Origin of the sequence: Methanosarcina sp. 2.H.A.1B.4, assembly GCF_000979385.1 — an archaeon.
In the GTDB taxonomy this organism is placed as follows: Archaea; Halobacteriota; Methanosarcinia; order Methanosarcinales; family Methanosarcinaceae; genus Methanosarcina.
The window spans coordinates 1-13,469 of sequence record NZ_JJOV01000014.1 but is presented as its reverse complement, the minus strand read 5'-3'; the positions used below and the strand labels follow the sequence as shown (position 1 = coordinate 13,469).

General features: G+C 44.4%; 13 protein-coding genes. 4 read left to right on the top strand and 9 right to left on the bottom strand.

All coding sequences use genetic code 11. From position 1 onward, the window contains the following. Window positions 1-217: 217 nt before the first annotated feature. Both EO92_RS02590 and EO92_RS02585 read right to left on the bottom strand, forming a co-directional pair. Complete coding sequence (locus EO92_RS02590) at window positions 218-802, bottom strand: hypothetical protein (protein WP_048169058.1); 585 nt, start codon at window positions 800-802, stop codon at window positions 218-220. 68 nt (window positions 803-870) lie between these two features. Next, window positions 871-2,181, bottom strand: coding sequence for a hypothetical protein (locus EO92_RS02585; RefSeq protein WP_052734245.1), 1,311 nt, complete (start codon window positions 2,179-2,181; stop codon window positions 871-873). A gap of 684 nt (window positions 2,182-2,865) precedes the next feature. Between EO92_RS02585 and EO92_RS02580 the strand changes: the two genes are divergently transcribed. Together EO92_RS02580 and EO92_RS02575 are read left to right on the top strand one after the other, a co-directional pair. After that, on the top strand, window positions 2,866-3,999 hold the full coding sequence (locus tag EO92_RS02580; protein ID WP_048169057.1) for a hypothetical protein: 1,134 nt from the start codon (window positions 2,866-2,868) through the stop codon (window positions 3,997-3,999). A gap of 171 nt (window positions 4,000-4,170) precedes the next feature. Beyond that, a complete protein-coding gene (locus tag EO92_RS02575; protein ID WP_052734244.1) occupies window positions 4,171-5,967 on the top strand; it encodes an SLC13 family permease in 1,797 nt (598 codons plus the stop codon). Between the two features lie 279 nt (window positions 5,968-6,246). Here EO92_RS02575 and EO92_RS02570 read toward each other — a convergent pair whose 3' ends face one another. The 6 genes from EO92_RS02570 to rpl7ae form a co-directional block, all read right to left on the bottom strand. Then, window positions 6,247-6,651: a 30S ribosomal protein S6e gene (locus EO92_RS02570; protein WP_048169056.1), complete on the bottom strand. Its 405-nt coding sequence runs from the start codon at window positions 6,649-6,651 to the stop codon at window positions 6,247-6,249. 146 nt (window positions 6,652-6,797) lie between these two features. Further along, window positions 6,798-8,573: a translation initiation factor IF-2 gene (gene infB / locus EO92_RS02565; RefSeq protein ID WP_048169054.1), complete on the bottom strand. Its 1,776-nt coding sequence runs from the start codon at window positions 8,571-8,573 to the stop codon at window positions 6,798-6,800. Between the two features lie 158 nt (window positions 8,574-8,731). Beyond that, complete coding sequence (gene ndk, locus EO92_RS02560) at window positions 8,732-9,181, bottom strand: nucleoside-diphosphate kinase (protein WP_048169052.1); 450 nt, start codon at window positions 9,179-9,181, stop codon at window positions 8,732-8,734. A 36-nt stretch (window positions 9,182-9,217) separates the two neighbouring features. Further along, window positions 9,218-9,406 carry a 50S ribosomal protein L24e gene (locus EO92_RS02555; protein ID WP_048134241.1) on the bottom strand — a complete coding sequence of 63 codons (189 nt, stop codon included), beginning with the start codon at window positions 9,404-9,406 and terminating at the stop codon, window positions 9,218-9,220. Window positions 9,407-9,427: 21 nt separating this feature from the next. After that, the gene (locus EO92_RS02550) at window positions 9,428-9,649 is read right to left on the bottom strand and encodes a 30S ribosomal protein S28e (RefSeq protein WP_048134243.1); all 222 of its coding nucleotides are present in this window, start codon (window positions 9,647-9,649) and stop codon (window positions 9,428-9,430) included. 24 nt (window positions 9,650-9,673) lie between these two features. Then, complete coding sequence (gene rpl7ae / locus EO92_RS02545) at window positions 9,674-10,036, bottom strand: 50S ribosomal protein L7Ae (RefSeq protein WP_048134246.1); 363 nt, start codon at window positions 10,034-10,036, stop codon at window positions 9,674-9,676. A gap of 319 nt (window positions 10,037-10,355) precedes the next feature. On the opposite strand from rpl7ae, the gene EO92_RS02540 reads away from it, so the two are divergent. Beyond that, the gene (locus tag EO92_RS02540; RefSeq protein WP_048134248.1) at window positions 10,356-11,015 is read left to right on the top strand and encodes a TatD family nuclease-associated radical SAM protein; all 660 of its coding nucleotides are present in this window, start codon (window positions 10,356-10,358) and stop codon (window positions 11,013-11,015) included. 216 nt (window positions 11,016-11,231) lie between these two features. Here the strand turns inward: EO92_RS02540 and EO92_RS02535 are convergent, their stop codons facing one another. Then, window positions 11,232-12,701 (bottom strand): WD40 repeat domain-containing protein, encoded by a 1,470-nt coding sequence (locus tag EO92_RS02535; protein ID WP_235283138.1) that lies wholly within the window; start codon window positions 12,699-12,701, stop codon window positions 11,232-11,234. A 443-nt stretch (window positions 12,702-13,144) separates the two neighbouring features. Here EO92_RS02535 and EO92_RS02530 point away from each other — a divergent pair, with 443 nt between their 5' ends. Further along, window positions 13,145-13,384 carry a hypothetical protein gene (locus EO92_RS02530; RefSeq protein ID WP_235283144.1) on the top strand — a complete coding sequence of 80 codons (240 nt, stop codon included), beginning with the start codon at window positions 13,145-13,147 and terminating at the stop codon, window positions 13,382-13,384. Window positions 13,385-13,469 lie beyond the last annotated feature (85 nt).

Below are 13,469 nucleotides of genomic sequence, written 5' to 3'. Positions count from 1 at the left end.
GAGCTGGACCTGATTGAAGAAAATAAGATGGGAAGGAGTAAAATATACAGTATAAATCCTGTTTATCGGGATACAATTGAAAAACGTATGTGAAGTTTTTTGAATAATCTACCTTTTTGCTTAAACCCTATTAATCCCCTGGGATTTACATTCCGACACCTTCCATAGAATAGGACACAAATTCAGTAGTTCACTAAAAACTTCTTTTCCACTTTTCTCATTGTCCGTTCCAGACCTGGACCACTTCTCGTGTGTCCATGTCAATCAGCGCGGATACCGAATGATCCAGCCATGTCACACTGATCAGGGTCTTTCTGGAATGGAACTTCTCCGCTGTCTCAGGTAGTATCCGTTTTACGGATGAAACTCCGTATGCATTCGTATCAGTAATCAGAGCGTTCGCGACATCTTCACTTTGCATAGCCACGCCAATAGCTTCAGATCGGACAGATTCTGGAATGGCTTCAAGGAGATATCCAACCTGTATCAAGTCACCGTCACGGTATGTAAAATCATACAGGTCAGGATACCTGGAACCTGACGACTCAGCGATCGCATGTATACGGAGTTTGTCATTTTCTCTCGATGCGCTAAGTGTAACGTTATCGTATTCCATGCCAGGGTAGGGACTTATTTGCTGTTTGATCTTTGTCTCGATCATGGCACTCTCTGCCGGTGGTATACCAACCCATGTAATCTCATACCCGGAGGACGAATTTTCAGAATCATTGATACATACAACACCAGCTATGAGGAACATTACGATCAATGCGGCCATGAACAATTTTGATAAATGGTCCATAAATGTCACCTGAAAAAAGGTCACCTGAAAAAGAAAGAACGGGCGTTACTACGCCCGTATCCGCTTGTTCATTCAACGGCCCCGATAGAAATCAAATAGTTGAACTGTTCCGTATTTGCCGGAAGTATGTCGAGCTTCCATTTTCCGATGGCACCTGGTGCCTCATAGGTCTCCGTGTAGACTTCAATAGCACCATGATAGATCCCTGCTCCATCCATTTCCCAAGGAGGGAAGTCAGATGCTCCAAGACTGACAGTACCGCTGTAGGTCGTTTTAACCAGATTCAGTTCGACCTCACCTGATTCACCTTCCAGTGCCAGGTCAAAGGATGCCTCATCTTTCTCGTTCTGACTGCCTGCACCCATCCACATACCATAATTGTGGTCATTGGATGACACTTCAATGGTAATGGGACCGTCAGTTCTGGTGGTGAAAGTCTTTGTGTACGGTTCACTGGGCTGGGTCCATACCTCGAAATTCATTTGGACCTGACCGTCCCATTCACGTATAGATGGATCGTCAATGTTCAGATCAATGGCTCCGTTGTATCTGCCTTTTGCATCATCAGGAACTTCAAGATGCACCTTGACAACAGCCGTTTCGCCTGCTTTTACGATGGAAGGGCCGGTAATAGTGATAGCATCATCATCAAATGCAGGACCTCCCGTGCCATATGGACCGTAATACCTTTGGTTGTCATCACTTATTTTCGGGTCGATAGCAATATCCCTGTCAGCTACATTCTTGAGCTTGATTTCATAGTCATATTCATCCCCTGCCTTGACACGGTCATTGAGATATGGCGTCTGGATCTGGATCTTCGGAGGAGTCCAGACATCGACATAAAGATGCATGACATTGATATACTGGGGATAGGGTGTTGGATATGGTGTTGGCATCACATCATCGGTGAATGCGATATCAGTTCCATAGTTCCCTATATCAGCATCTTGTGGGATATTCACCTTAATGGTAAACTCCTGTTTAGCATCCGGCTCGATGTCTTTTCTGGCAGGTGTTACGGTGACCCAACTTTCTTCAAAGATATTCTCCATATACGGGGATGGCACAACCCGGGGTTCTACTGTAATGGTTTTATTGTCCTTGTTTGTGACAGTCACAGTGATTTCATCGCTACTTCCCGGTTTTAACTGGGTGTTTGAATGACGTGGATTGATCTTGAGTTTTGCAAAATCCGTATCTGGATTGAAACCGGCATCAGAGGTCACTGTCACCACCTCATCAACCATGATCATACCCGAGTTTGGAACTGGATGCGCTTCAACTTCAATTGCACTAACAGCGGGCATGAACGCTATGCTCACAAGCAGCATTGCAACAATTAGCTCGCCTATTCGTATTACTTTGCTTTCTATCATTCTTAATTTTCTCCTTTCCTTCATATTTATCCGGTATATCTCCCGAAAGCAAAGCCAGCGAACTTTAAGCACAGTTAAAGTTAAAATCAACGTGGTTTTGCCTTAGAGTAAATATTCAGAAGATTCGGCTCTTCCTGATAGATTGCGCTGAATCAAACTCAGTTTTTTCACAATGTTCAAACTCAATATGTTTGTGGACTTCTTAGAATTGCTTTATGTCCATTTCATCAAAATGAATATAGCCCAAATTAATCAGACATTAGACATAAAATATCAAAACGTCTTCATATAGCACTGAAGTTAGCACCTATATATGATTTATGTCCAATGTATTAAACCGATTTTAATATAAATAAATAATACTAAAAAATGAAAATGTAACTCAAGTATTTTTTGTTATAGTTTGATGATCTGGATAGAAAACTTATATAGGACGTAGTAAAAGTAGTTTATTGAAAAATAGATAAGGGAGTTGAAACGAATAGCAGATGTTAATGCCACAAGCAACTTAAAAGTCAGGGCTTTTCTGGGGCAGGTTATACCTCATGGAAACTACACCTTATGGTACAGTCGATATAGGCCGGAATATTATGCTAATGAAACTCCTTAACGTTGTGACGAAACAGGACATCCGGTACACATGCTGTGCACGACAATTAATTTCTAGAAAATTTTGGTGATAACATGGGTGGACAACCAGTAAAGCTACTTATTGTTTTTTCAATTATAGCTCTACTTTCAGGGACCGCACTTGCAGATACTTACAACGCACCTGACCTGAATGAAATAGTAGTGGAAACGATTGGCTGGTCAGTTAGACCCGTCTACGATGTGCCATACTCTAACTGGCATGAAAATCCGGACAAAACAATCTCCCTGCTCTCAATATTAAACGAAGAATCCCTTACAAACGGTACAAATCCTGAAAGTCCGATATACGATCCCGATGTTCTGAAAGCATATGGAAATGTCCCGGCAATTAAAAATACTTCCCAGTTGGCTGAGTTCAGTTCAACTCTTCAGGCTGTAAGAGACAATTCTATCCGTGAGGTAAAACCGTATCTTTATCCTGATGGGCCGATAGTTGACTATGGGACCGGTCCTATGCCCGGGTATTTTTTGATCAAGCTTTATGACTATGAAGGTAACAAAACTGTCTATTCCGAAACCGAGTTAAAAGAAATCTACCATGTTGTGGAAAAGAATGCAACTAAAGCCGGAATTGATGAAGTTCCGGTCATATTTTGTCTCTGGGATAAAACAGCAATGTTTTATTTTCCTGAAAATAACCATACATTTGGCAAAGATGTTGTCCAGCTAACGGATGTTGCATTTCCGGTATTTACTTACTATATAGCCAATTCGTCATCCTTACATATTATAAAAAATGGTTCTCTCAATGAAATAAAACCATATCTCTATCCCGAAGGGCCAATAGTTGCCTATGGTTCCGACACTATGGATGAAGTTTTCGCTATAGAACTTTATTATGAAGCAAACGAGACAATCTATTCCCAAAGTGAACTTGACGAAATCTGCAATATCGTGAAAAAACATGCGAATAAAGCAGGTCTTTGTGGTGTTTCCGTTGTGTTTTACAACCAGAAAGGTACAGTACGTTTTGATAATTACTATCATGAATCATATTTCCGGTCCAGTAACTCAACTTCAAGCAGTAATGGTGGAATAGAAGATTTTGCATTAAACAACTCCACTCAGTTAAACAGCTCTACTCAAAACAATAGAGAAAATACTATCTTTCCAGTAGAAGGCATCTTAACCCTGCTGGATACCGGATATTATAGCAGGTATTTTTAAGCCCGTAAGGTACATACCCGCGGAAAAATGGCCTGAAAAATGTAAAGCGCATACTAATATAATAGCGTGACTATAATAATAGGTAGGGATAGGCAGAGACAGTAGGAGTTGGCTGTAATCCCGGAAGGTATCATTTTCTGAGGGAGGAGTGAACCGGAGGGTGGGCAAATTATGATGACAGCTGATGCCTGGATTACAGTAGGGATTCTGGCAATTACTTTTGCACTGCTCTTATTTTCCAAATTGCCGGCTCACGTGATCTTCCTGGGAGCCCTCACCGCTGCAATAACGTTCGGACTTGCCCCGGTAGAAGAATTATTGAAAGGCTTTTCCAATCAGGGTGTGTTGACCGTTGCCGTACTTTTCATGATTGCCGAGGGGATGTACTCCACCGGGGCCATCACAATGATTTCAGACCGCATTGTGGGAATGCCAAAATCGCTTCTAAGCGGCCAGCTCAAGATTCTCCCTCCAGTGGCATTGGGCAGCGCTTTTCTTAACAACACGCCACTCGTTGCCATGATGATCCCTGTGATCCGCGACCTCTCCAGGACCACAGGCCTCGACTCCTCAAAACTCTACATCCCTTTAAGTTACGCATCCATACTCGGGGGAGCTTCAACCCTTATAGGTACCTCCACAAACCTGATTATCGCAGGTCTCGTAATCGAGCAGATTACAAAAAACGACCTGGGGACACCAGCGATGGAAAGGATCAACATCTTTGTCCCGACTGTCGTGGGGCTTCCTGCAGCTATCATCGGCATAGTCTTCCTCCTCTTCATCGGCACAAAACTTCTTCCGGCGCGTGATTCAGGGAAAAAGGAGGAGATAAAACGGCGCCTCTACAGGGCTGAGTTCTTTATCGATGTAGATTCCTACCTTGCAGGAAAGACCCTGGAGAATGCCGGTTTTGCTGCCCCGACAGGATATTCCCTGAATTCGGTCCGCCGGGGGGAGAAAGAAAAGCCCCCGATAGAACCTGGCCTCGTGCTCAGGAAAGGGGACGTCCTTACCTTTACCACTGATGCCGAAGGGCTGCCTGCACTCTGGGCAACCATAGGGCTTACCCCCCTCAACACGCTTTCCCCGATTCAGGGCGAGAGGTACCGCCACCGCCTTGTGGAAGTAGTCGTATCTCCCCAGAGTTCAGTTGTTGGGCGCACCATAGAAGACCTCCCGGAGACCGGAGAACCTTACAATGCAGCGATTGTGGCAATTTCCCGGGGAGGAGAGCCTCCAGCAGTTCCCCTCAGGAAGGTGCGTATCAAGCCTGGAGATAATGCCGTGATTGAGGTTGAAGACTCGTTTTTCTACCACAACCGGAACGAAATCGAGTTTATCCTTATTAAGCGCCTGAGAGGTTACCGTGTAAAGAGGACGGACCGCGCTATCGCCGCAATTGTAATTACGGCGGCAATGGTTACATCGGCTGCACTCGGCCTGCTTACGATCCTCAACGCTGCGCTTCTGGCAACCTTTGCAATGCTTGCAACCGGGTGCATGAGCATAAGGAGAGCGACTAAGAGCATTGAATGGAACACGGTCGTGGTGCTCGGATGCGCTGTAGGACTTGAGGCGGCGGTTACTGAAAGCGGGCTTGCAGACGTTATCGGCAGCCTGGTCTCGGCCTTTGGGGGCAACGACCCGTATGTGGCACTTACAGTTGTCTTCGTTAGCTGTGTCCTGATGACAAACATCATCACAAATGCCGCAGCAGCCGCCTTCATGTTCCCGATTGCGGTCTCAATTGCTGGGGACATAGGTAGCAGCTTCATGCCGTTCGCAGTTGCCCTTATGCTCGGGACGAGTTATTCGTTCCTCAACCCCGCCGGGTACCAGACCAACCTCATGGTCTTCGAGCCAGGAGGATACACTACAGGAGATTACATAAAAGTAGGACTGCCTCTCACAATTCTGGTGAGCCTGGTCGTAATCCTGCTAACCCCACTCATATACGAGTTCTGATATTGTTGTGATAGCTGAGATATTGTTGTGATAGCTGAGATTTGGAAAAACTGGAGGAGTTGACTGAAAGTACTTTTTTTTTAAGTGCTCAAATTTATTCAGGAGGTGTAAAAGTGAGAACCAGACTATCACTATGTTTAATGCAAAAACTCAAAGTCTCTGAAATAAAATCAGTGAACTCGAAAAAATAAATAGTGATGCAAAAAGAATCTGAAATCAAAATCAATGAAATAAAAATCAAAGAGTATTTTAAATCCCGCCCGAAGGCGGAACTTGAAATCACTCTGCAGGGGCTTCTGCGGTTTCAAGGCCGAGAAGGGCTTTTATGGATTTGTCCCCATATTCAACGATCTTGGAGTTGATCTGGACGATGTCATGGGCAATTTCCTTGCCGCGCATCATCTTTCTCCTGCGCTGTCCCGGGTGTTTGGGGACATAGCCGACACCTACTGCCAGCAGAATTCTCTGTCTTCTGGGGCCTGGAAGGTCCGGTTTCATAACAAAACCGCTGCCGTCGCAGCCGCCAGTGATCTTGACTTTGTAGCCGGCGAGCCCGAAAATGGCACCGTCAACAACTTCACCGATTGATTTTCCAATTAATGCGTTTGCTTCAGCGTCTTTAACGTCGATCTGGTAAGCACGCGCTTCTTTTGGGTCAGAAACTACAACTTTGAAATTTGCCATGTGAAATCCTCCTATCAGATTTATCTGTAATAATAATTCCTTTGCCTTGCCTTCATTATCAGAATATTTACCTGACTTTTTTTACCTGACTCTTGAATTGAATCCTTGCTGCATCCTGAATATGCTGCTGCCCTGCATATCAGCCGTTACTTTGCCCAGAAAGGATTATCTTTTCTTTTGAGTTCAAGGAAAATATCAAAAGTTTCCTTTTCATCGGTTGAAAGGGAATTGTAGATCTCGTGCTCTAGTACTTTGGCATGCCTCTCTGGCACGTTCATATAAAGCACGTCTCCTTCTTTGATCTGCCTGCCTACGGTTGCACCGTCAATAGCCATTGCAACTTCTTTGCCTACCCTTGCAGAAGGAATATTTTCTCCATCGGACTGCAGACCCTTGATCTTGCCCACAACGTTTCCGTTTTCAAGCATGACATCTGCATTTGTCCGCACGACTCCTCCAAGAACCCTTACCCCGACTACGGCAGGTTTGCTCTGGCGGAACACGCATCCGGGAAGGATCTTGAACTTTCCGGGGCGAATAATCGTTTCGAAAATTTTCTTTTCAGCCAGTTCCTTCTGTTCCTTCACGTATTTCTGGTAATCTTCAACCAGACGGTAGATCACGTCACTTGTGAATACCTTTACAGTGCTTTCCTGCAGGAACTCTCTGGCATCAGGGTGAACCTTAACATTGAAACCTACAAGCACAGAAAAGAGGGGGTCTTCAACTGTTGAAGCCTCAATCGCGTCCCTGTGAGAGATGTCTCCTACTTCAGCTTTCCTGATAAGGACTTCATCCTTCTGGAACTCGTGGACAAGGGCTTCAAGGGAGCCGAGGGTATCTGCTTTAATCAGAATTCCAACGGAGCCCGTATCAATCCTGACCTCATCGATCTCGGACTTTACCTGGGCTACAATTTCCTCAAGGGTTTCTTCCGTTGCTACCCTTATGGGAGCGCCCGCAAGTGCACCTTCCAGACCGGGAGCAGAGATCTTCACACCAGCCGCAGCAGTGATCTTATTCACCTGCTGGAACTTACTCTCGTAACGGATTTCGGAAAGTTCCCTTGGCTTTAAAAGAGCCCTTACCTTTGTCTGGATCGGCTCGCCCAGGCTTCCGATAACAACCGTATCCCCTTTCTTTAATGTGCCATCGTAGAGAATAACGTCAAGGGTTGCTCCGAGACCTTTTTCTTCCTTTACCTCAAGGACGGTCCCGACTCCCGGGCCTGTGGCACTGTACTGCAGATTTGCCTCAAGGAATCTCTGAGCAAGGCCTAAAAGCACCATGAGGACATCAGGGATGCCTTCTCCAGTAAAAGCACTTACAGGGACTACGCCCAGAGTGTTCTGGAAGTTCGTGACCCGGTCATAACGTTCTGCAGCAAAGCCCTGGTTATAGAGTTCACCTATTACCTCGTAGAGCTTTGTTTCAATCCGTGCCTGGACATCGCCAGACTGCTTTTTGAAAGTAGCTGCAAAAGGCATGTTCTTGTATGAAACCCAGCCGCCGACCCTATCGATCTTGTTGGCAACGACAACAAAAGGAGTTTTGAACCTTTTTAAGATCTGCAGGCTTTCGTAGGTCTGGGGTTTAAAGCCTTCGTTTATGTCAACAACAACAATAGCAAGATCGGCAAGGGCGCCTCCTCTGCTCCTGAGAGTTGTAAAGGCATGGTGTCCCGGAGTATCAATAAAAAGAAGCCCTGGCACCATGAAACGGTCCCTTAGCCTTGGGTCTCCGAGCTTGTCTACAATCACATCTATAGGGACTTCGGTTGCTCCAATATGCTGGGTGATGGCCCCGGCTTCTCCACTGACAATTGCAGTACCCCTGATCTTGTCGAGCAGAGTGGTTTTCCCGTGATCGACGTGCCCCATCACGCAGACTATAGGAGTCCTAAGATTTTTCTTGTCGGTCATATACAAAACCTCTCTCATTCCCGCGTCTTATTTGCTGCAGGTCCAGAAGGGCCCGGGTTTCCCCGGAAGGACCCATTTTGCAGGTGCCTGATAAACAAAGGCTTGGAATCGTGCCCGAAAAAAATTCCTGGACACGAAAAGGCTTTGATGCACCTGCATTACTCGTACAGACAGACCTCATCGACTCTGGAATACTTCCCGATTTCGGAGTCCTTGAAGTGAATTGCAATTTCCCTTGCTGCAGCTTCGGGTGAATCGGAGGCGTGAACCACGTTCCTGCCTACATCCAGAGCAAAGTCTCCACGGATAGTTCCTGGAGCCGCATCAACAGGGTTTGTAGCCCCGTTTATTGCTCTCATAACCTTAACTGCATCCTTTCCGGTAACTACCATTGAGACGGAGGGACCGGAGGTAATGAACTCGATAAGGGAGGGGAAAAAGGGCCTTGCTGCGTGTTCGCCGTAGTGCTCTTTTGCAGTGGCTTCAGCAATGACGTTCATTCTGAGAGCGACAAGCTTTAAGCCTCTCTTTTCGATTTTGGAGATTACTTCTCCGACCAGACCGCGCTGGACTCCGTCAGGTTTCACCATAACGTATGTCTGTTCCATATGCACACCTTACTATATTTGAACTAATGACGGCAGTTATGCTTTTTTCAACTGGATTTTGCCTTTCTCAGTCCATTCGGTGCGGCGCGGAAGCCTGCCAAGGGCGAAGTTGCTCACGCACTTGGAAGAGCACAGGAAATAGGTGGAGCCGTCTTTTTTGACATAGAGCTTACCGGTACCAGGCTCCAGCATCTGCCCGCAAAAATAGCATTTTCTCTGTTCCATTTATTTTCACCGCGTATCTTTTTACCTGGTAGTCAGTTTCTTTGCTTCTCTTGACGTTTCCAGAAGCATCATAATGTCGCCGATGCGGATAGGGCCCACACAGTTTCTTGTGATTACTCGACCCTTATCTCTGCCTTCCAGAACCCTGCACTGGATCTGGCTGGCTTCACCATGCATACCTGTATTCCCGATAACGTCAATAACTTCAGCAGCAAAGCCGCCGATTGTGCTTTCTTCAGCCATATTCAGCACCCCATGTTATCAGGATTATTTAAGAGCTTCAAGTTTCTGAGAAATGTCCTGAATCATTTCAGCTGCTTTCCCTGCATCCACAATTGCTACGGTCGCACAGGAGACACCAAGTCCGCTGGCTGCGCCAAGTTCTTTCTGGTTCTTGATGAAGATGTAAGGAGCGTTCTTCTCTTCGGAAAGAGGAGCGATATGAGCGATAATCTCTGAAGGCTCGATATCTTCAGCAATCAGGACAAGCTTTGCATTGCCTCTTTCGATTGCTTTGGTAGCTTCATTTGTACCTTTTTTAATCTTTCCAGTGTCTCTGGCAAGCTCCAGAGCTTCAAGTGCTTTGTTTGTAAGTTCTTCAGGAACATCGAATTTAGCGAATCGTGCCATTTAAATATCTCCTTCGAAATTGCGGATCTCGCAATTTTTCATCAATCATAGGTTTTTAACACATATCTGTCAACATTGAGAATTCAAATCCCTAAAAAAGAACCTGAAATACTTCAATGCAGAGAGTAAATGAGTTGAAACATAGATACTGCTAGCTAAATGCTGCAGATTGAACCTTAGAAGTACATAATCACCTATAAACTTTCTGCTTGATAAGAAGGGCAACAGACAGATACGGGGATAAATCAGCAAAAAACGGAATATATAAGGAAAGCCTCAGCCCATAAGTCAAAAATTAAAGAAAATTAACAAATGCGTCATGGTTATAAGGGATGTAAGGATTTTGATTTGTATGAACACAATCTATTATGAAGCCCATAATAATCTTTACCTCAACCTTACAAACAGATGCAGTGCGGACTGTGTCTTCTGCATCCGCAACTTTGCAGACGGCGTTTATGGGTATGACCTGAGGCTTTCAAAAGAACCATCAACAGAAGAGCTAATCGAAGCCCTTGAAGGGCTGGACCTTTCAAACTATAAGGAAATCGTGTTTACAGGTCTTGGAGAGCCAACCCTCAGGTTCGATGTGGTGCTGGCAGTCACCCGCTGGCTTAAAAACCGGGGTATAAGGGTAAGACTCGATACCAACGGGCATGCTGCGTTGATTAATCCCGAACTGGATGTAGTTTCAGAATTGAAAAAGGCAGGCATGGATTCTATTTCAGTCAGCCTGAACGCAGAATCCGAAGAAAAATATAACAAGCTCTGCAGACCGGTCCACAAAAACGCTTACAGATCAGTACTCGATTTTGTAAAGGGAGCAAAAGAAGCCGGAATCTCTACAAGGGTTACAGTGGTTAAGATACCCGAGATTGATGTGGAAAAATGCAGAAAGCTTTCAGAAGAACTTGGTTCGGAATTCCATATAAGGACACTGTCCGAGGCTGCAAGTAAAGAAATCGGGGGAAAAAATTAAAACACCCTGAAGAAAATCCGGATTCCTTATCATAAGAATGGTATTTATTCACAGTAATAAGAATGGTATTTGCTCACAGTAATAAGAATGGTATTTGCTCACAGTAATAAGAATGGTATTTACTTACAGCCTATTCACAGTCATAGTTATCCCCAGGAAGATCCTATTTTGGGGAAACTCCCTATTTCCGGAGTTATCCCCGCTTTCCGGATTTTCTCAGTTATTCCCTTGTGTGTCGTTTTCTTCAAGGTTTTCAAAGTCCTCAAGGCTCTCATCCAGTTCCTTTTGTTTGAGGATTCTCCTTTTCAAAAAGAAGACTGTACCTGCCAGAGCTCCAATTAGAAGAGCAAAAAGAAACTTTACTGAACCAAACATTTCCAAAACCTTTAAAGAACTTTCTTCAGAAGGTAACTCCACTAAACCCGAATCTTCTCCGGTTTTCGTATTCCCGTCCACGCCGCTTGAGGTAACTGAAGCTTCTTCAACCCGATTTTCAACGCCCCCTGTAGCTGCAGTATCTTCTTTTATGGGCTGGAGGACTTCTTCTGCAAGAACGACATCTGTCTCCTTGATAGTTTCTTTTGGCAGGAAACTTTCGTCTCCAAGCAGCAGTGCAAAGGCAGTGAGATTTCGTTCAAAAAGATATACTGCTTCTGCATCACTCCCGACAGCAATGGTTGAGCTGTCGCGAGAAACATCCAGGCTGTTAATATTTCCTTCGCAGTTGTAGTTCCAGAGTTCTTCCCCGTCCATATTAAGGACATAGAGGTTATCGTCCCAGCTTCCGGCTGCAATGAATGAGGAGTCGGGGGATATCTCTACATCATAGACATCGCCTTTTACCTGGTAATCCCAGAGTTTTGCTCCGGTGAGGTTAAACAGGTAAATCTTGTCGTCAAAACTTCCCGCCGCAAGATGCGAGCCATTGGTTGTTAAAGAGACACTGCTGACCCAGTAACCCGGGTTATGCACCCATGAAAACTCCCCTTTACGGTCAAAAAGATAAACGTTATAGTTAGATCCCCCGGCAGCCACATAGTAAGCATATGGAGTCATGCTTACGCTATTGATCAAACTTCCGGTTTTTCTTTCCCATATCGTTTTTCCCTCCCTGTCAAGGAGGTAAACGTAATTGTTGGCATTTCCAACTGTAACGTAAGACCCATCTATGGAAATAGCAACACTGCGGACAGCGCCTCTGGAATCAAAACTCCATAAAAGTTTACCTTCCCTGTTTAAGAAATAAATCTTACCGTCTTCACTGCCTGCCGCGATGTACAGGCCATCGGAAGAAATCGCTACACTATTGAGACTGCCTCCTGTTTTGCGACTCCATAGCAGATCTCCTTCCCGGTTAAAAAGGTACACTTTTTTATCGTTGCTTCCAGCCGCAACTCGAGCCCCATCTGAAGAAAGTGATACTGTATAAACAATATCACCGGTAGTATAATTCCAAAGTTGTGTCCCTTTAGAATTAAAAAAAGAAACTTTGTGATCAAAACCGCCAGCTACAAGATAGTCCCCTGTTGAAGAAATAGATACGTCATTTACTATACAACCGGTTTCACATCTGCTTAACAGATCAAAAGCCTTGAGTTCTGAAAGGTCCACATCCCCGCTATCCCGAACAAGAGGATCTGCAGCTTCCGCCCCTGAAAGAAGACCGAAAAACAGACCCAATGCCAAAAATACCCATATTCCCGATGAATGTTTCATATAATTTATAATGAAGTACTTTATTGCACATGAATTTTTTGTTACAGTAAGCTAAACAGGGAAAAATTAACAAAATTTATTTGGTTCTGATTGCGCTTGAATAAGCAGTAATAATTAAATTATAGATATATATAATCAGATTGATAACACTCAAAAGTTTAACGTAAATGTTTGCATGATATGGTAAAATATTTGGAAATTCTGAAAAAGAGTACTTTATCCTGCATTCGGAAAAAGGGTGTTGTAAGGTTAGAATAGATAATTTAAAGTTATATTTATGGCAGTAGCTGTGAGTCTGCTGGATGAATTAAGTTATTCCTGATTCATTGCAGTTATCTTCCCGTATTAATTTGTTTTAACCTTCACTGTTCCGGATGTGGAATACAAAAAAGGTTTATAGGATGTGATTTTTGGTGGCGAGAGAAGTATGGAACACCAGAGTTGGATTTATTCTTGCAGCAATAGGTTCTGCAGTCGGCCTTGGAAATATCTGGAGGTTCAGCTACGCGGCGTACGAAAACGGAGGAGGAGCTTTCCTGATCCCTTATTTTGTCGCTCTTCTGACTGCAGGTATCCCGCTTATGATACTTGAGTTCGGGCTTGGAAGCAAGTTTCTAGGCTCAGCTCCAATTTCACTTAAAACCTCAGTTTGACAGTACCCACTAATTGGTACTGAATATTTCCTTTCTTTTTTGGTCCGACTGGACTTGACAGGTTCTATTAATTTATAAAAATTTA